The organism is Alkalicoccobacillus plakortidis (genome assembly GCF_023703085.1).
Taxonomy (GTDB): domain Bacteria; phylum Bacillota; class Bacilli; order Bacillales; family Bacillaceae_D; genus Alkalicoccobacillus; species Alkalicoccobacillus plakortidis.
In genome coordinates this window covers 1,051,404-1,069,923 of record NZ_JAMQJY010000001.1, presented here as the reverse complement: position 1 = coordinate 1,069,923, position 18,520 = coordinate 1,051,404, and the positions used below count along the sequence as shown (strand labels likewise).

Here is an 18,520-nt window from a genome sequence, read left to right as displayed (position 1 = left end):
GGTCATTCTCCTTTCTAAGGCGCATTTACCATATGATGTGCTGTTAATGTTAATCGCTCCATCATATAATCGCGCACTGTTTGATCAACTTGTACTTCTTCTAGCGCTTTTTGCATACAGCTCAACCATGCTTCAGCATGCTCTGTTGTAATTGGGAATGGTAGATGTCTGGCTCTTAACATCGGGTGACCGAATTCTTCTGTATAAAGAGAAGGTCCTCCTAAAAATTGAGTCAGAAAATGTTTTTGTTTATAGGCTGTTTCTGTTAAATCATTAGGGAATAAATCCGATAATAGAGTATGGTTCGCTACATGAGAATAAAAGGTGTCCACTAATTTGGAAAGCACCTCTTCACCACCCAATGCTTCATAGGGCGTCATAGAAGGTTCTGGCATCGCTTTTGCAACTCCTTTTGTCAACCTTTTATATATTGTAGCAACCTTAATACAGAACATCAAATAATCTGTACGCTTCAAGAAAATAATGGAATTTTCAATTCTGATTACATATGAGTCCGAAAAAAGTAATTGTTCCTAAAATAGGACTTTGGTATAGTGAAATGAATAGATCTAATGAGAAGAGGTCAAACAAGTGGATTATACATTACTAAAGAATCAATTGTATAGTATGAGAAACCAAACACAGCTTACCTGGGGCAACCAACTGAACAGCACTCAAGACGATTCCAGTCAATCTTTTTCAAATATACTCTCTAACCAATTAGCAGATCAACATGTTATTCAACCATCAACGAGTAGCTTCAGCGACTTATTTTTGTCGCAGGCTGCAAGAGAAAAATTTGAAATGCTGCAACAGATCGTTCCGCCTGCTTCGAATACACAGATAGCAGATTCAAACGTAGTGGCACCAAAACAGACAGAGGGAAAACATGGTAGTAAGTCTGCATTTGATGATATCATTCATGCGGCAGCTACACGCTTTTCTATTGATCCGAAATTGATTTACGCTGTGATAAAAAACGAATCAAACTTTAATCCTAATGCGAAGAGCCATGCTGGAGCATCTGGACTCATGCAACTGATGCCAGCTACTGCTAGAGGTCTTGGAGTTCAAAACGTTTTTAATCCTGAGCAAAATATAAATGGTGGCGCAAAGTACCTTAAAAGTATGCTCACTAAATACAATGGAGATATTGAAAAAGCTTTAGCCGCTTATAACGCGGGTCCAGGTAATGTTGATAAATATAATGGTATTCCACCGTTTAAAGAAACCATGGCCTATGTGCCAAAAGTAATGAATACGTATCGAAATGCTTGAACAAAAAAACCATCCACTCAGGATGGTTTTTCTTTGTTTGCATTAGCTGTTTTTTTTATGAAAAAGCGTGCGACCTTGTTTGGTGTTTCTACTTGTGGGATGTTTGCTTCTTCTAAAAGTTTAGCTAAAGTACAATTCGCATGTTCTATAGATGTTCCTTCATACTCTACCTCATAATCAATCTCACCTAAATAACTGCTCTTATCTAAGCAGATGGAGCCGTTTAAATAAGGAATTTCTATTCTTTCAGTTGTTAGTGTGCCTAGATGCTCTACATGTGACATCACAACATTGATTGTTTGTAATTGGTTTAAAATTTCTCCAGACGGTAATGAATCTTTGCTTAATGCGAGTTCTTTTTCTTTTTCTGAAAGAGATTGGTGTGTTTCTAATAACCCACCATCTTTTGTTGGCCGTTTTAATGTTAAGACAGACGCTCCATTTTTTTCTCGGATTCTCAAAGCTGATCCCGCGGAACGCAATAAAAAGTCTGGTGTTTCAAAATAATGATTATGTTGGGTTACAGCCACTTCGTTATGCATATGTAGAAAATGTAACAGCTTCGAAAAGTCTGATGATGAAAGTAATGTTTTAGCTTCATATTCAAATTCCTGAGCCATAAAAAACGTCCTCCTAATACTTCAATAATTCTTTCATTTGTTTTATTATGACATAGTGACATTTTTTGCTCAACAACAGTAGGATTCGCTAGGTATCGATTCTTTGATGAACAAAAATATGATAAACTTATAGCGGTATCAAGTTGGATTTTTGAATGGAATGAGGGGAACATAAGATGCACAAAGTACACATAATTGAGATGCAGGATACAGGAGCAGATTGGCTCGCCAAGGGACATGAGAGATTACCAATTGAATTTGCAAAAGAAGTCATTCCAGGAAATCGGTTATTAGTTGATTCAGATGGGTTTGCATTTGTTTACATACTTGAGGATGATACAGGATTTCATCATATCATTTTCCATCAAGAGTTATGGTTAGACGTTCGCCGTGCATATGAAGCAAAAAAGCCAATTGTGTTAGAACTTCAAGAGAACGTAAAGATAGAGCTGACTCAATTTCATGAGGAATTTGACTTTTTACTTGAGAATATTGAAGGTAACGGGAATTATGGAGCTGAATTTGAACAGGCTGTTTCTCTAGCTTTTAAAAAGAACTAATACATTGGTGGTGATGAAATGAATAGTTGGGATGAACTCCTGTCACCATATAAACAGGCAGTAGAAGAACTGAAAGTGAAATTAAAGGGCATTAGAGAACAATATCAAAAAAGTTCTAATCATACACCAATTGAATTTGTTACTGGACGAGTAAAACCAGTTTCGAGTATCTTAAATAAGGCCGCACGTAAACAAATTTCATTTGAACATTTAGAGCAAGAAATTCAGGACTTGGCAGGTGTTCGCATTGTAACACAGTTTGTTGAGGATATTGAAACGGTCATAGAATTGATTAGAAAACGAACTGATTTCGAGATTCTAGAAGAACGAGATTATATTCTTGAGCAAAAGCCAAGCGGTTATCGTTCATATCATTTAATTATTTTTTATCCTGTTCAAACAATTCATGGGGAAAAGAAGATTCAAGTTGAACTCCAGGTTCGTACATTATCAATGAATTTCTGGGCAACGATTGAACACTCTTTACGGTATAAGTACAGTGGTGAGATTCCTGAAGACATTAGTATGAGGTTAATGAGAGCGTCAGAAGCTGCATTTAAACTAGATGAAGAGATGTCTATTATTCGAGATGAGGTAAGAGAAGCACAACGGTTACTCCTGGCAAAACATCATTCGCAGGATGTCCAGTAATAAAAAAGTGAGGTGATATTTTGAAGTATGCAGTAGCATCCCGTGGTGATGATATTTCAGATGCGTTGGTTGAACGGATCATTCAATCCCTAAATGAATTTGGTTTAAACCAAGATAAACAAGAGCCTGAAATTGTGATTTCTGTTGGAGGGGATGGAACCCTTTTACAAGCATTTCATGATTATAGCCATCGTTTGGAAGAAACCGCATTTGTCGGAATTCACACTGGTCATTTAGGCTTTTATGCCGATTGGATTCCGGATGAAGTTGAGAATTTAATTATTCATATTGCGAAAACACCTTTTCAAATTGTGGAATATCCACTTCTTGAGGTAGTAGTTCGTTATGGCGATGAAACAACACCTAAACGATATCTAGCTCTTAATGAATCAACGGTTAAAAATTCAGAAGGCTCTTCACTCGTCTGTAATGTAGAGATTAAAGGTGAAACATTTGAAACGTTTAGAGGGGATGGATTGTGTATATCTACTCCTTCTGGAAGCACGGCTTATAATAAGGCACTTGGAGGAGCAATTCTTCATCCATCACTTGCATCATTACAAATTGCAGAAATGGCTTCAATTAATAATAGGGTGTATCGGACAGTAGGCTCTCCACTCGTATTACCACAGCATCACACCTGTTTATTAAAACTTTTAAATAATGCTGATGTGCAAGTAACAATCGATCATTACACCATTAATCATGAGGATATAAGCTCGATTCAGTGCAGAGTAGCAGAAGAAAAAATTCGTTTTGCACGTTTTCGTCCGTTTCCATTTTGGAAAAGAGTGAAGGAGTCGTTTGTTGGTGAATAATCAACCAACCTTTACTTGGAAAGTTGATGCAGCTTCAGCTAATAGCAGTCTTAGGGCTTTTTTAAGAGTCAGGAAACAGATCTCCAAAAAAATGCTCGCCTCCATTAAATATCATGGTGGATCATTAAAAGTGAATGGACAAGAAAAAACGGTCAGAGAGACTTTAGCTGAAAGTGATACTGTCATCATGCAACTGCCCCCTGAATCACCGTCAATTGGATTAATTCCAGAGTCACGACTTTTTGACATTGTATTTGAGGATGAGCATTTCCTGGTTATTAATAAAGAGGCGGGAATCGCAACGATTCCGTCTCGTGAACATCCAAGAGGCACATTGGCAAATGCGGTGCTTGCTTATTATCAGTCAAAACAGATTCAGGCAACTTTTCATCCGGTTAACAGACTAGATCGTGGTACATCAGGTCTACTGGTCGTTGCCAAACATCGGTACGCACATGATCAGATGAGTAAGCAACAACAGGCAGGTATGCTAAATAGACGATATGAAGCGCTTGTTCAGGGTGTCGTTCAACCGGCAGATGGCACAATTGATGCACCAATTGGCCGTAATCCAAACAGCATCATTGAACGAATGGTGACTTCAGATGGAAAACTAGCGGTTACGCACTATCAAACCCTTTTTACTACACCTGAAATCACCCATGTTCGAGTTGCACTGGAAACAGGAAGAACACATCAAATTCGGGTGCATTTTGCTTCAATTGGTCATCCTTTAGCAGGAGATAGCTTGTATGGTGGAGAATCACTAGGATTAACGCACCAAGCACTTCATAGCTGCAAGTTGTTTTTTGTTCATCCTTTTACAGAAAAAGAAATGGTTTTTGAAGCAAGTCCCCCGGATGATTTTCAGCAATTAGTGGCTCAATTCAAACAGGTTTAAGAAAGTATGGTACAATCATTAGGACCAACTACTAGCATCAACCAATAGGAGGAAATAAAATGTTTCAATTATCGCTTGAGAACCGCACATTTGTCGTTATGGGTGTTGCCAATAAAAGAAGTATTGCATGGGGAATTTCACAATCACTAGCTAAAGCAGGAGCACGACTTATTTTTACATACGCTGGTGAGCGCTTAGAGAAAAACGTTCGTCAACTTGCCGATAGCCTTGATCGAGATGATCATCTTGTTTTACCTTGTGATATTACAAGTGATGAGGAGATTGCTACAACCTTTAAGCAAATTAAAGAAGAAGTAGGAACGATACATGGTTTGGCTCATTGTATTGCGTTTGCTAACAAAGAAGAGCTTGAAGGAGAATATCTAAATACAACGCGTGAAGGGTTCTTATTGGCACAAAATATCAGTGCGTATTCCCTTACGGCTGTTGCTAAAGAAGCTCGTCCTCTTATGACTGAAGGTGGAAGTATTATCACATTGACGTACCTTGGCGGCGAAAAAGTAGTGAAAAATTATAACGTCATGGGAGTAGCAAAGGCTACACTTGATGCAAGTGTAAAATACCTAGCTAATGATCTAGGAAAAGATGGTATTCGTGTAAATGCAATTTCTGCTTGGTCCAATTCGTACGTTAGCAGCTAAAGGAATTGGTGGCTTTAACGACGTTCTTAAACAGATCGAAGAAAAAGCACCATTACGTAAATCAACTACGCAAGAAGAAGTGGGAGATACAGCCTTGTTCTTAGCAAGTGACTTAGCGCGTGGTATTACCGGGGAAATTCTCCATGTAGATGGTGGATATAATATTATTTCATTGTAATCAATAGACATAAATTTCATCAAAAAAAGCAGCAAACCAACATCTGGTTTGCTGTTTTTTTTGATTATTCTCTTGGACCACCAATTTGATTCCAGATCCAGGGCCATAAGCCTCCCTGGCCACCACCTTGACCGCCACCAGGATTCCATGGGCCTTGGCCTCCGCCTTGACCACCACCAGGATTCCACGGACCCTGGCCTCCGCCTTGACCACCACCTGGGTTCCAAGGACCTTGACCGCCGCCCCCATGACCGCCGCCACCTTGACCTGGACGTGGTGGAGTTGGACCAAAATAAGGACTAATGCCAACTAAATCTGTATTGTGAACTTGCACATATTGTTGATTATAGAATGGCGGTTGGTACACGAGCAACGTAACCATTCCTGTGTTCTGATTAAAATCTGCAACATAGGCAATAACTCTCCCATAGCCTGGGATTGTTGTAGTAACCCACTGATGAAGATATTGATTTACCACAACGGGGGGAAGCAAATAGACTGAAGGTTGTTGACGTTGGTTACGACCAAAAAATCGATTCATAAAATTGTAATCTCCTCTCAAAGGTTCTTCCCTACTATATGCAAGACGCTAAATACGGGTGTTTGTCTAGGTGAAGAATGTATAGGACAAATAGGGTACGTCATACAACTTGAATAGAGAAGTAAGGAAGGAGGAGAGATTTTGTTAGAGGTATATGAATGGATTGTGATTGTTCTAGCATCCTTTCGTTTAACAAGACTCTTGATTCATGATGAGATCACAAGTTGGCTAAGAAAGCCCTTTTTGGAGATAAAAGAGGAAATATCAGACGGTCAGGCCGTGTTTTACCTCGAACCTTCCGGAACAGGAATTAGAAAGTGGATTGGTATGCTTTTAAGTTGTTATTGGTGTATGGGGGTGTGGACGACTTCTTTTTTATACATTAGTTGGATGTTATTACCTGGTGTTTCTATTTATATTGCTCATATTCTTGCTTTAGCTGGTACAGCAGCTATCTTAGAAGCTTTTTTCAGAAAGTACATCGACTAGGGTCAAGCAGGAAAAGGGTGGGCGGAGAATATGAGAATCTTGATTACTGGAGCAAATGGAAGGCTAGCTAAGGCTTTTGCGGCTCATTTAGAGTCTGAGGATGTGTTTGCATTTTCCAAGAACCAATTAGATTGTACGAATCGAGAGCAAGTGATGTCGACGATAAAAAAGATCAACCCGGATCTAATTCTTCATTGTGCAGCACTTACGGATGTAGAGGAATGTGAACGTCAACCTATGAAGGCTTTTTCGGTTAATTGTTTAGCCGTACAATTTATCGCGGAAGCAGCAGGGACAAGACGTTTAGTTATTTTTAGTACAGACTACCTCTTTTCTACGTATTCAATTACCCCGTACCTTGAAACAAATGCACCTCAGCCAGATAATATCTATGCACTAAGTAAGTGGATGGCTGAAGAAAGTGTTCGTCACTTTCCAAATCTTTATATCATCCGAACTTCTTGGTTATTTGGCGGGCAAGCAGATTTTGTCGATAAAATTATCGGAAAAGCAAGCGAATCTACAGAAATAAAAGTCGTATGTGATCAAGTAGGTAGTCCCACATATATCAAAGATCTAGTGAAATGGACGTTAACCCTACTGAATCATGCTCCAGGTATCTATCATCTAACAAATTCAGGCTATTGTAGTCGATTTGAATGGGCACAAGAGATACTTTCATATACAAAGCCTCAGGTCAAACTACTAAGTGTAGAAACAAAGAATTTATCTACTGGTGCCAATAGACCCGCTCATACCATTTTATCGACTGAAAAATGGAAAGGAATAACGGGATATAGACCACGAGAATGGAGAGATGCCTTAGATGAATACATGCAGGAGTTACTCCTATGAATCAAGCTAGCATCTTGCTCATCCATCACCAGGGAGGAGGAGGCATTAGCCAGTTTATTAACAATTGGACCAAACAATATACAGGAGATGTATACGAAGCCTTTGTCGATACAGGTGGGTTGCAGTTTCAAAGACCTAATCAACCTTCTGAGACCGTTTCGTATGACTCTCTCATTGAGCGTATTCGAACCTATCGAATTAAAGAAGTGCATATCCATCATTTCTGGAACATTCAATTGCCTTCTCTTGTGCATATTTTAAAAGAACTAAATTGTCCCTATACTGTATGGCTACATGATTTTTATACAATCTGTCCCTATGTCTTTTTTGTGAATCAGAAGGGACGCTATTGTGGTAGACCAAAACAAGAAGCTGTTTGTGATCGTTGCGCAAGCAATGGAGCACGGCATAGTCAAATGAAACAAATGCTTAACGTAGTTGATCCGACTATTAATAAGTGGCGAAACATTTCCCAGCAACTATTAGCAGAGGCCAAACGAGTGATCTCACCAAGTGAATCAACAAAAGCCATTATACATGAATATTTTCCTACTATAAAAATGGAGGTCGTGCCTCATCCGCTTTTATTAAACCTTAAAATTGAAGAACCTAAACAACCTATTCATCAACCTTTACGTATTGCTTTTATAGGTAACATTTTTTATCACAAAGGAGAAAAAGAGGTTAAATCCTTGGTAACGCAGACCTTTGTAACGAAACTCCCATGCCTCTTTTATCTTTACGGTGAATCAGGGCGGGATCTTAAAAGACTTAATGTCAAAAATTTTGTTCAAAGAGGTTCTTACTCATCATCAGAACATCTACACACGTTGCTAACTGAAGATAAAATTGACTTTGTGATTATCCCTTCTATTTGTCCAGAGACGTTCTCGTACACTACTCACGAATCCTTATATCTTGGTTTTCCCGTGTTATGTTTTGATCTTGGTGCGCAATCAGAGATCGTTCAAAAAACGAACGGAGGTTGGGTAGTCGAAGCGGGAGATTTTAAAGCTTTGTATTTCAAAGTAAGTCACCTAGTAAGTCATACAGATGAAATATATCAAAAGAAAACAAACGCCTACCGTTATCATATAGAAATGGCGAAGAGTAGGAATGATCATTAAAAAGAACCTGACTTCATATCAGGTCAGGTTTTCTTGATTTAACCACGTTAAAAGCTCATTTATCCGGTGTGTATAGGAATGGGATGAGATGGCCGTATTGTAGCTATTCGTAGCATAGAGCGTACGTTGTTGTTTGTTTGATAATAGCTCTTCAATTTGATCTAAAGCCTGTTCCTTTGTTGAGAATAACGGAATATCTTCTTTATTAAACCACTGATGCCAATCCTCTCTTGCCTCGCTGATTTGACAAACCTTGCAACCAGCCACTTCGAATACTCGGTTATTAGGGCTAACTCCTGGTAAACCTAACGAGTTTTTATTTTCCGCTTGGTTTTGGCTGCGATAGGAATTGAGTACTACCTTTGTACTTGCATAATATTGAACAGCTTCTTCAGAGGACACCCATAAGGAAGCGATCTTTACATTGGCAGGCAGTTGATGAGGGTACCAATTGCCTGCTACTGTAATATGAATAGGCAGTTCATTTGCTAAAAATGAGACCAGTTTAACTCGCTCTGGATAAGGATAGCCAATTAGACATACATCGCTTTTTTTATCAGCTTGAGGGTGTGTTGATTTAAAAATCGAGTAATCTGCTCCTAATGGCAAATGTAACGTTCTATAGCCTTTTTTAGAGTAATGAGACCACGCATTTTTTTCAATTGTAATTAGACCACTTACATAAGGCGCAATCTGTAAAGATAAGTCAATCATATATGGATCCTCTGTGAGCCAGCAGATACTATTTATTTGCTGTTTTTTTGCCCACATAAGAAAATGTTGAGGCAGCTGATAGCCTAATAAAGTAAAGATTATGGTCGGTTTTTCTTTCTTACAAAGTTGGATTAACTTATAAGCATCTAACTCTAAAATACATTTGTTTTGGCATATTGAGATTGCATGTGATTGAAAGGCATTAAGAATAGATTGTTCGATTGAAGGGTATACGCCTCGATAGCCTGAGCTTAAAAATAATATTTTCATAGGTGAACCTACGTGATATTGCAAATAATGGCATTTAGTGCGCGACGACCTTCAGGTATTTCTTTTCCATATATATACCCATTAATACTGACGGAGAAAGGCTTTCCATGATAAGGAAGCAAGATTTCAAATTGATTAAACGTTAATTCGTCTTGGTCAACGAGTTCCGTTTTATTTGGACGTAACCAAAATTCTCCTGTTTCCCGAACCTTTTTAATTGAATGATCTTCAAGAAAGTTCCACGAAAGTACATTCTCATCAGCCATGATATGTTCAGATGCATAATGTTTTTTGTTTTGATTGATTTTTCCAGAGAGATTAGCCAATTCAGGTTTGTTAAAACTAAGACAAACTAGAGGGTCGTGCAAAGGAAGTCCCGTTTCATTTCGAATAATAAAATTTCCATTAATTAAACAAGGTTCTTCTGAATCTTTAGATGAGCTGGATGGAAATAGAGTTGAATAAGCAAAGTAGGCATAAATACCAACCATATTTTCTTGGATATTGTTCGATATGGGCTCATTAAATCGAGGCAAGCTCTGATTTGACATCGATTTTTTAAATGATTGTATTTCCTCTTCTTGGCTGGTTAATTTCTTCTTTTGTAAATGGATAATGCGTTGGAACTTTTTTAATTCAGATCGGTAATGTAGAAGCTTTTGTTCCAATTGAATATCATGATTAAATGGAGCTTCATCTTTAGGTCGATTGGTCACAGCGCTTCCTCCTCTAGAACAGTATGTAGTTTATATGTATGAGAAAATAACCAGAAAAGAAGAAAAAAACAGGAGCTGCATGTGAATACAGCTCCTATTACCTATTCGACTTCGCTTTTTGTTTTGCCAGGAAATACAACTGGTGATTTTGGAGCTGGGTAGTGATTTTGATGTCTGCAAATAATATCAGAGATCGGGAACTCATGACGAGGCTTCACGTATGAAGCTTCAACTTCAAGACGAACATCTGCGTAAACATGAACATCTAAGCAGAATGTAAGGGCGATGTCTAATTGACAGAAAGCTGAATCACATACTACTTCTGCATCCCACTGTCCAGAAGAAATGAAGGCACTGATGGTTGTTTCCTCAGGTGCTGATAAGTAGAAAGTTTGAATCGTAGAAAATTCAATTGGATTTGAAGTAAGAACAACATTCTCATTCACATCAAGAATGTCTACTTCTAACAATCCTCTTCCTAAAATTTTCACTTTTTGAAGTTCAACCTCATCTCCGTTTGGAAGAGTGACTTCAACACTTGTGCGATCGATTGAGTTCGAAACCTCCGAAGTATATAAGGATGCTTCTAATACTCGAGCGACCGTTGAGTACCCTGGATGACCTATCAGCCATGCATCTAAACTTTCTCCTGCTCGCGAAGGACCGATTAAACCTGGAAATAAATTTGAAAGCTCTGGCTCTCTAAAACTAATTGTTTGAAGATCGACTTGGCGAGTCACCCAATCATAAACTTTGGGAACATTTATAACCACGCTGTGTTTTTTTGTGCTCATTACCTTACCTCCTCTAAAGTTTACCCAAATACACGCATGATTTTTTTAGCGGAGTTGGGTGTTCAAACTACTGTATTGTATGAATAGAGTCTGAATTGGTGCAAAATGTCCCAAGTTTTTTTAAAACGGGCATCATTTTTTTGACTAACCATTTTAACCCTCCCACATATCCTATAGAAGAAAGGGAGTGTTTGTGATGATGAATTCTAACTCAAATCCAAATCAATTGTATGCAAAGCCTGTTTATTCGGAAAAACCAACTGCGCAGCAAAAGGCAAAACAGCGACCTTTTGCCTCTTTACCTAAACCTCCTCAACCCAAGCCACATTCGGTAAAATGCTGTGGACGACGCTAAAAAGAAATTTCAAAAGGAGCTTATATGAGAGAACACTTTCTCTTATATGAGCTTTTTTTTGGGTGAAGTAACCCGATTTTTCGTGTCATGAGTGTATAGCCGTGCCTCCGGTGTGTCTCATTTCATATAACTAGACAGAAGAAAAACAAGGCATAAGGAGTGATTGTGTGATCCCACTTATTGATTTGGATCGTCAATTTCAAATGATAAAAGATGAGGCTATGGAGGCCATTCGTCGAGTATATGATAGCGGTCAATACATTCTTGGTTCTGAGGGAAAACAATTTGAAGAAGAAGTAAAAATTTATTTGGAAACACCGTTTGCGATTGGAGTTGGAAATGGGACAGATGCTTTGGTACTTGCGCTTGACGCACTAAATATTGGAGATGGTGATGAGGTTATTACAACTCCATTTACGTTTTTTGCTACAGCAGAAGCGATTTCTCGCGTTGGAGCAACACCTGTATTTGTTGATATTGAACCAGTTACCTTTAATATAGATCCTACTCATATTAAGAAGGCAATAACAAGTCAGACGAAGGCCATTATGCCGGTTCACTTGTTTGGTCACCCTGCAAACATGGACCCAATTATGACGATAGCAAAAGATCACAATCTATATGTCATTGAAGATGCATGCCAAGCCTTTGGATCATCAGTAAATGGAAAAAAAGTTGGCACGATTGGGGATATAGGGTGCTTCTCCTTTTTTCCTACAAAAAATTTAGGAACAATGGGTGATGGGGGATTAGTTGTTACGAAACACAAACATGTAGCGGAGCGAATTCGAGTACTTCGCCATCATGGGAGCACAAAAAAATATTATCACCAAGAGATTGGGTACAATAGTCGACTAGACGAAATACAAGCGGCTTTATTACGAATTAGCCTCACTCATATTGATGACTTAAACAAAAGACGTCAAAAAACAGCGAGTTTTTATCAGGAGCAGCTCTCAACACTTAAAGGAATCACTGTACCAAAATCTATCGAAGGAACAGAACATATTTTTCATCTCTATTGTATAGAAGTGGATGATCGGGAGCACTTATCAAAAGGCTTAAGTCAGGCAGGTATTGCAAATGGTGTTTATTATCCACTGCCACTGCACTTGCAAGAGGTGTATAAGCATTTAGGTCATCAAGCTAATGACTTTCCTATTTCAGAAGAAAAATCAAAACGGTTATTAGCTATCCCAATGCATCCGTATCTAACTGATGCTGAACAGAATGAGATTGTAAAATCAATTAAGCTTCTTGTAACGGAGAATGGCTAATGAAAATAGGAATCATAGGATGCGGCAGAATCACTGAAAAACATCTTGCAGCGTTAACAAAACTGCCTGAGGTTGAGATCACAGCGATTAGTGATTTATCAACTGAACGAATGAAACAAGCTGAAGCACTAATATCCTCTACTAATAACGAATTACAATCATTTATAGATTATCATCAACTTCTCAAGACAGATTGTGAACTTGTATTAATTGCAACAGCGTCAGGTACCCATTTTATGATTGCTGAAGCGGCATTACGAGCTGGTAAACATGTATTGGTTGAGAAACCATTGGCACTCTCAATCGATGAATCAAGACATCTACGCACGATTGCTTCTACGCAAGGTCAAAAGCTATTTGTTTGTCATCAGCTTCGATTTAGAAAAATCCTGTTTGAGTTAAACAAGCTGATTAAATCAGGAGCCATTGGCACGATCTACTCAGGTACGGTATCTATGGCAATTCAAAGACCAAGCGGCTTACTATGAAGCGGCTCCGTGGCGCGGTACGTGGGAACAAGATGGTGGCATGTTAATTAATCAAGGCATTCATATGATTGATCTGCTCGTTTGGTTTATGGGAGAGGTTGAATCAGTTTCTGGGCAACTTCAATGGGTGAATGACCATAAAGAAACAGAGGATGTAGCTAGTGGTATCATTCGATTTAAATCCGGGGCAACGGGATTAATCGAAGCAAATTCTGTTACATGGCCAGAAAATCATGGGTATGCTATTAAACTTTTTGCAGAAAAAGGAACGATCATCTTTGAGGGGAAGAATTTTGATCAAGTAACAAAATTCACTGTAGAAAATGGTCCAGAGCTCGATCAAATAAATAGCTGGATTACCGAAAAAAATGAACAAGTAATTATGTATCAAGAAGTGATGAAGCATATCGATGGCACCGCCAATCAAGCAGTGACAGCAGCAGAAGCAGAACATGCACTAGAAACCATTTTTGCTCTTTATCAATCTCATAAAATAAAAGAGCAAGTTCATCTTCCATTGGTAAGCTTTTCAACAATAGACATGAAAGGAGTGAACTAAACGTGGGTGAAATGTATAACCATGTGCTCGTTACAGGTGGAGCTGGTTTTATTGGATCTAGATTGGTTCGTGCCTTGCTTCATAAAGCAAAAAAAATAACAATCATTGATGATTTATCAACTGGAAATCAAGCGGAAATACCTGATTCACCTAAGATTACGTTTATTGAAGATAGTATATTAAATGAACAACTATTAGAAAAAATCTTGCCAGATATTGATACTGTTTTTCATATTGCCTGCCGAAATTTGGTCTTATCTGTAACCGATATGAAAGAGGATTTTGAAGTGAATTTACGAGGAGCTTATACGCTGTTAGAACAAATTCGAAAAAATGGAAAGAATGTATCGCGATTTGTGTACACATCCACGGCTTCTGTTTATGGTGACGCGGATGTGCTTCCTACGCCACTAGATAAGATTAAAATTCGCATGCCTTATGCAGCTAGCAAATTTGGCGCGGAGCAGTATGCACAAGTTTTCTATTCTCTACATCAAGTTCCTGTAACCATTTTAAGACTTTCAAATGTATATGGACCTGGTCAGGTTGCGACGAATCCGTATTGTGGTGTAGTTGCCAAGTTCTTTGAGGCAAGACTAGCTGGTTTACCCATGACGATCTATGGAGATGGAAGTCAAACACGTGATTTCACTTATATAGAAGACGCAATACAGGTTATTTTATTAGCTGCAGAACGACAAGAAGCTATAGGCGAAACGTTTAACGTAGCAACAGGCATTGAAACAAGTATTCTTGCCCTATCAACTGAGATCGGTAAAGTGTTTGGAGATACAAATGTAAAACAGCAATTTGCCACAAAAAGAACCGTTGATACGATTGATAGAAGATGCCTTGAGATTAAAAAAACAACTCAATTATTAGAATGGAAACCAGCATACACAATGGAAAAAGGTATTAAACAAACACATGACTGGTTGATAGGAGGTCATGAATGAAGATTCTTCAAGGGATCACCGAAATCGCTGGTCAGATGGGAATTATGGCAGGCGAATTTAAACAGTTAGGTCACGAGGTAAATAGTTACAATACGTTTCAATCTTATTTAGGTTATGAAGATCATCTTCAATACATGGAGAAGCATCAAATAGCAAATAAATCAGATGAGTTAATCGACCATCATGATCTCTTCCATTTTCATTATGCACAATCACTAAAGGAAGATTATAGTGACCTCCAGAGATTAAAAGGGAGCGGAAAAAAAGCAGTCATGCACCATTGGGGCAATGATGTACGTTTTCATGAAATGGCTAAAGAACGTAATCCTTTTGCCTATACGGGGGATTCTCCTGCAAACGTCATAATGGACTATCGATTAAAACAAATTAGTTCAGTAATTGAGGACGCAATCGTTCAGGATTATGAAGTGTATGAATACGTAAAGGATTATTACAAAAGAGTTCATGTTGTGCCAATTGCGATTGATTTATCAAAAATTCAAAAAGTAGAAACGAAACCAAAGAACATTCCTTTGTTGGTACATGCACCAACAAACCCATATTTTAAGGGGACCGTTCATGTGGAAAGAGCGATAAAAAAATTAAAAGAAACGCATCATTTCCGTTACAAACGGATTGAACATATGAATCATGAAAAAGCCGTTGAGTTATACAAAGAAGCAGATATTATTTTAGATCAAATTCTTTGCGGTTCGTATGGACTGTTATCTGTGGAGTCCATGTCACTTGGAAAACCAGTTGTCACATTTGTCCGAGACGACCTTTTATCAAAATTCAGTGAGATTCCACCAGTTGTGAATGCAAATCCTGATACCATCTACGAGAAAATAAAATTACTTGTTGAGTCTCCTCAAAAATGGGGAGAGATTGGTCAACAGGGAAGAGAGTATGTTGAGAAATACCATGACAGTAAAGTGGTCAGCAAACAGATCCTAGACATTTATCAATCGCTTCCATCATTATAAAATTTTGAACAGAGAAAAATGTTCTCATTTATCTCTGTTTCGTTTATACTTTATTGAAAGCGCTTTACATAATAAGGAGATGATTACCTATGTCATTTGTAGATATGCCGCTTGAAGCACTTAATGTGTATAAAGGAATAAATCCACGTCCAGACGATTTTGATACATATTGGCAGGATGCCTTAGACGAACTAAAACAAACAGATCCTGCTGTTAAATTAGAAAAGAGTGAGTTCCAAACACCTCTCGCAGAATGCTATGATCTCTATTTTACAGGAGTGGGAGGGGCTCGAGTTTATGCAAAATACATAAAACCTTTGCATTCTGAAGAACCTCATCCAAGCTGTTCTACATTTTCATGGATACTCTGGACATTCACCAGAGTGGTCAAGCTTATTAGGATACGCAGCATCAGGTTTTTCTGTACTTGCAATGGATGTTCGTGGCCAAGGGGGCAAATCTGAAGATAATGGACAAGTAACAGGTAATACCTTAAATGGACACATTATTCGTGGGGTACAAGAACCAACTCAATTATTTTTCCGAAACGTTTTTCTTGATACGGCTCAATTAGTACGTGTTGCAGGGGAACTTGAAGAAGTTGATGCAGAACGAATTACGGCTACTGGCAGCTCACAAGGTGGCGCATTAACACTAGTTTGTGGAGCACTAGCACCTTCTGTTAAAAAGTTAGCTCCTAATTATCCATTTTTAAGTGATTATCAGAGAGTGTGGGAGCTTGACGCAGCCAATTCCTCATATAAGGAGATTGAGAGCTACTTCAGACGATTTGATCCGACACACTCACGTGAAAAAGAATTCTTTACTACACTTGGATATATTGATATTCAATTCTTAGCTGAACGAATAAAAGGAGACGTGTTAATGGGTGTAGGGTTAATGGATAACAGCTGCCCACCGTCAACTCAATTTGCAACCTACAATAAAATCACAAGTACTAAACGCTATGTTCTCTACCCTGACTTTGCTCACGAGCACCTCCCAGGTCAACAAGATCTCATCTATCAATTTCTGCTTGAATGCTAGAAATTTGAGCTTGGGACAGAAATATAAGGATAAAATTATAAAGACGAACGATCCTGCGCATCAGGACCGTCCGTCTTTTGGTTTTCATAAACATATGAGAAGAAGGGGAACCTGCAGTCTAGTCGCTCCTTGGATGGGGCACGTCTCGCTGGACGGTCGCCTGCCTAATTTGGCTTTGCTAAATCATTTCAAGCCTTCCTGTAATTCTCACAGGGAGTCGACCTGCCATTGCCTTCCCATCCGCTTAGAGAGTGTTTCAGAATTTTAATAGTGTATAAATGTATATTTTATCGACCTTATTAAATTTAGTGTTTTGGTACGGAGATATTTAAAATCTAAATGTACTTATTTATACTTTTAAAAAAATCAATAGCATTTTGGGAAATTAACATGGAATGAAATTGTTACATTACGAAACGAATGAGTATCAAGCCAAATAATTTGGATTAAACACTCAATTTTTAAGGTACTTCGCTATTCGATAAATAACTCTACCTTACTTAAGAATCAACCAAACAAGCGTAGGACATACATGAAGACTGCTCCTGCGGGTGCGGAGTGTATGTCCGGAGCGATGGCATTACTCTATTATTTTATTGAGTACAAAAGCTATTCCGGTCTCCTAATATGCCCTGCCAGGATAACTTTGGTCTACATATTGTTTTTTCATAAAATGGCGGATTTGTTGATATTCTGCTGGAGATGATTCAGCAAATTCCTTAAAGGTTAAGTTATAAAAAGAAAAAACTAATAAATGATCGTTTATATAGTTATTGCGGGTTGGAAGGCCAAAATTCAAAAAATCATACACATGATAAGGACTAAACGTCCAGCCTTTTCCAATGTTCAATTGCAGTCCACAGCCAAACACATTTGAAAACATACAAGCATGATTAATCCATTCGGTTCCCATCATCGTATTTCCATAATAATTAGTGTTTACAGCCGTCACATCAAATTTTAGATGATCACCTTTCCAAGGCTTCATGGCTCCGAATCCGCCGTAATTAGGTAGCCACATCGTTTTATATCCATCTGCATGGATTTGGTTGTTAATTTGTTGAATTAATTCCTCGTCACTTTCACTGAGCACTTCTTTGATCCAATAGAATCCTTGAAGCTTAAGCTTTGTAAAACCAGTAGCATGCCATTTAGTAACAAATTGTTTATACCACCAACTTAACGCTGTCAGACGAGTTGCCGTCGAATCGAAAGCCATGTCTACACCAGTTCCTGCTGTACCAAAAATCGTATCTCCTATTAGCGGATAAGGTAAACCAATCCATATATCAAGCTTGGTAGAAGCTAGGGATTCAAGTGCGTGAAGGTTGGTTTCTTTTTCAAAAAGATAATTTAGGTATAGTTGCCAGTCCTGTTCTATTGAACGCTCACCAAATCCGTCATAAAGGGGATGAATGTACGAACCGTCTCGTGATGAAATAGGACTAAAGATAAAACCATTAAAATACGTTTCTCCTGCGTCTGCTCCGTTTAATTGATAAGACACTGCTGGCCGAAGGTCCTTCACATTCCACAACCGTGTTTGCTGATCATCAAATCCTCCTATATTAATGACCGCAAGATGATTTTGAACTCCTATATTTTCTCCTTTTAACAAACCTCTCATATACGCGCCACCTTCCCTCATATCTCCTACAGCTTATGTATTCATTCTAAA

20 protein-coding genes and 2 pseudogenes are annotated in these 18,520 nt (G+C 38.4%); 15 read left to right on the top strand and 7 right to left on the bottom strand.

The annotated features are described in order from the left end of the window. Nucleotides 1–14: 14 nt before the first annotated feature. Complete coding sequence (locus tag NDM98_RS05830) at nucleotides 15–395, bottom strand: globin domain-containing protein (RefSeq protein ID WP_251605242.1); 381 nt, start codon at nucleotides 393–395, stop codon at nucleotides 15–17. Between the two features lie 196 nt (nucleotides 396–591). Between NDM98_RS05830 and NDM98_RS05825 the strand changes: the two genes are divergently transcribed. Continuing rightward, nucleotides 592–1,278: a lytic transglycosylase domain-containing protein gene (locus NDM98_RS05825; RefSeq protein ID WP_251605240.1), complete on the top strand. Its 687-nt coding sequence runs from the start codon at nucleotides 592–594 to the stop codon at nucleotides 1,276–1,278. A 17-nt stretch (nucleotides 1,279–1,295) separates the two neighbouring features. On the opposite strand, the gene NDM98_RS05820 is transcribed toward NDM98_RS05825, so the two are convergent. Continuing rightward, nucleotides 1,296–1,898, bottom strand: coding sequence for a CYTH domain-containing protein (locus tag NDM98_RS05820; RefSeq protein ID WP_251605238.1), 603 nt, complete (start codon nucleotides 1,896–1,898; stop codon nucleotides 1,296–1,298). Between the two features lie 176 nt (nucleotides 1,899–2,074). Between NDM98_RS05820 and NDM98_RS05815 the strand changes: the two genes are divergently transcribed. The 5 genes and pseudogenes from NDM98_RS05815 to fabI all read left to right on the top strand — a co-directional run bounded on the left by NDM98_RS05815 (nucleotide 2,075) and on the right by fabI (nucleotide 5,668). Then, nucleotides 2,075–2,458 (top strand): UPF0738 family protein, encoded by a 384-nt coding sequence (locus NDM98_RS05815; protein WP_251605237.1) that lies wholly within the window; start codon nucleotides 2,075–2,077, stop codon nucleotides 2,456–2,458. Nucleotides 2,459–2,476: 18 nt separating this feature from the next. After that, the gene (gene yjbM / locus NDM98_RS05810) at nucleotides 2,477–3,109 is read left to right on the top strand and encodes a GTP diphosphokinase (RefSeq protein WP_251605235.1); all 633 of its coding nucleotides are present in this window, start codon (nucleotides 2,477–2,479) and stop codon (nucleotides 3,107–3,109) included. 17 nt (nucleotides 3,110–3,126) lie between these two features. Beyond that, nucleotides 3,127–3,927, top strand: a complete 801-nt coding sequence (locus tag NDM98_RS05805) for an NAD kinase (RefSeq protein ID WP_251608973.1) — start codon at nucleotides 3,127–3,129, stop codon at nucleotides 3,925–3,927. Next, the gene (locus tag NDM98_RS05800; protein ID WP_251605234.1) at nucleotides 3,920–4,828 is read left to right on the top strand and encodes an RluA family pseudouridine synthase; all 909 of its coding nucleotides are present in this window, start codon (nucleotides 3,920–3,922) and stop codon (nucleotides 4,826–4,828) included. The genes NDM98_RS05805 and NDM98_RS05800 overlap by 8 nt, the downstream gene beginning before the upstream one ends. A gap of 59 nt (nucleotides 4,829–4,887) precedes the next feature. After that, a pseudogene (fabI, locus tag NDM98_RS05795) lies at nucleotides 4,888–5,668 on the top strand (enoyl-ACP reductase FabI). Nucleotides 5,669–5,732: 64 nt separating this feature from the next. Here fabI and NDM98_RS05790 read toward each other — a convergent pair. Beyond that, complete coding sequence (locus tag NDM98_RS05790; protein WP_251605233.1) at nucleotides 5,733–6,209, bottom strand: hypothetical protein; 477 nt, start codon at nucleotides 6,207–6,209, stop codon at nucleotides 5,733–5,735. A gap of 141 nt (nucleotides 6,210–6,350) precedes the next feature. Here NDM98_RS05790 and NDM98_RS05785 point away from each other — a divergent pair, with 141 nt between their 5' ends. Genes NDM98_RS05785 through NDM98_RS05775 form a run of 3 tightly spaced genes read left to right on the top strand, consistent with a single transcriptional unit; the run spans nucleotide 6,351 to nucleotide 8,680 of the window. Then, nucleotides 6,351–6,698: a DUF1360 domain-containing protein gene (locus tag NDM98_RS05785; RefSeq protein ID WP_251605232.1), complete on the top strand. Its 348-nt coding sequence runs from the start codon at nucleotides 6,351–6,353 to the stop codon at nucleotides 6,696–6,698. A 30-nt stretch (nucleotides 6,699–6,728) separates the two neighbouring features. Next, complete coding sequence (gene rfbD / locus NDM98_RS05780) at nucleotides 6,729–7,553, top strand: dTDP-4-dehydrorhamnose reductase (RefSeq protein WP_251605231.1); 825 nt, start codon at nucleotides 6,729–6,731, stop codon at nucleotides 7,551–7,553. After that, a complete protein-coding gene (locus NDM98_RS05775; protein WP_251605230.1) occupies nucleotides 7,550–8,680 on the top strand; it encodes a glycosyltransferase in 1,131 nt (376 codons plus the stop codon). Before rfbD ends, NDM98_RS05775 begins: the two co-directional genes overlap by 4 nt. Before the next feature lie 18 nt (nucleotides 8,681–8,698). Here the strand turns inward: NDM98_RS05775 and NDM98_RS05770 are convergent, their stop codons facing one another. The 3 genes from NDM98_RS05770 to NDM98_RS05760 all read right to left on the bottom strand — a co-directional run bounded on the left by NDM98_RS05770 (nucleotide 8,699) and on the right by NDM98_RS05760 (nucleotide 11,174). Beyond that, nucleotides 8,699–9,664 carry a CgeB family protein gene (locus NDM98_RS05770; protein WP_251605229.1) on the bottom strand — a complete coding sequence of 322 codons (966 nt, stop codon included), beginning with the start codon at nucleotides 9,662–9,664 and terminating at the stop codon, nucleotides 8,699–8,701. A gap of 8 nt (nucleotides 9,665–9,672) precedes the next feature. After that, nucleotides 9,673–10,380: a hypothetical protein gene (locus NDM98_RS05765; RefSeq protein WP_251605228.1), complete on the bottom strand. Its 708-nt coding sequence runs from the start codon at nucleotides 10,378–10,380 to the stop codon at nucleotides 9,673–9,675. Nucleotides 10,381–10,481: 101 nt separating this feature from the next. Continuing rightward, nucleotides 10,482–11,174 (bottom strand): BMQ_0737 family morphogenetic spore coat protein, encoded by a 693-nt coding sequence (locus tag NDM98_RS05760; protein WP_251605227.1) that lies wholly within the window; start codon nucleotides 11,172–11,174, stop codon nucleotides 10,482–10,484. A gap of 522 nt (nucleotides 11,175–11,696) precedes the next feature. Between NDM98_RS05760 and NDM98_RS05755 the strand changes: the two genes are divergently transcribed. From NDM98_RS05755 to NDM98_RS05730, 6 genes and pseudogenes are all read left to right on the top strand, one after another. After that, nucleotides 11,697–12,806, top strand: coding sequence for a DegT/DnrJ/EryC1/StrS family aminotransferase (locus NDM98_RS05755; protein WP_251605226.1), 1,110 nt, complete (start codon nucleotides 11,697–11,699; stop codon nucleotides 12,804–12,806). Continuing rightward, nucleotides 12,806–13,294, top strand: coding sequence for a Gfo/Idh/MocA family protein (locus NDM98_RS05750; RefSeq protein ID WP_251605225.1), 489 nt, complete (start codon nucleotides 12,806–12,808; stop codon nucleotides 13,292–13,294). The genes NDM98_RS05755 and NDM98_RS05750 overlap by 1 nt, the downstream gene beginning before the upstream one ends. Beyond that, entirely contained in the window at nucleotides 13,233–13,853 is a 621-nt protein-coding gene (locus tag NDM98_RS05745; RefSeq protein ID WP_251605224.1) for a Gfo/Idh/MocA family protein, read from the top strand. The genes NDM98_RS05750 and NDM98_RS05745 overlap by 62 nt, the downstream gene beginning before the upstream one ends. An 11-nt stretch (nucleotides 13,854–13,864) precedes the next feature. Continuing rightward, entirely contained in the window at nucleotides 13,865–14,809 is a 945-nt protein-coding gene (locus NDM98_RS05740; protein WP_251608971.1) for an NAD-dependent epimerase/dehydratase family protein, read from the top strand. Beyond that, on the top strand, nucleotides 14,806–15,795 hold the full coding sequence (locus tag NDM98_RS05735) for a glycosyltransferase family protein (protein ID WP_251605223.1): 990 nt from the start codon (nucleotides 14,806–14,808) through the stop codon (nucleotides 15,793–15,795). The genes NDM98_RS05740 and NDM98_RS05735 overlap by 4 nt, the downstream gene beginning before the upstream one ends. An 89-nt stretch (nucleotides 15,796–15,884) precedes the next feature. Continuing rightward, nucleotides 15,885–16,842, top strand: a pseudogene (locus NDM98_RS05730) (alpha/beta fold hydrolase). A 622-nt stretch (nucleotides 16,843–17,464) separates the two neighbouring features. Here NDM98_RS05730 and NDM98_RS05725 read toward each other — a convergent pair. Then, nucleotides 17,465–18,469, bottom strand: coding sequence for a DUF4855 domain-containing protein (locus NDM98_RS05725; RefSeq protein ID WP_251605222.1), 1,005 nt, complete (start codon nucleotides 18,467–18,469; stop codon nucleotides 17,465–17,467). Between the last annotated feature and the right edge of the window lie 51 nt (nucleotides 18,470–18,520).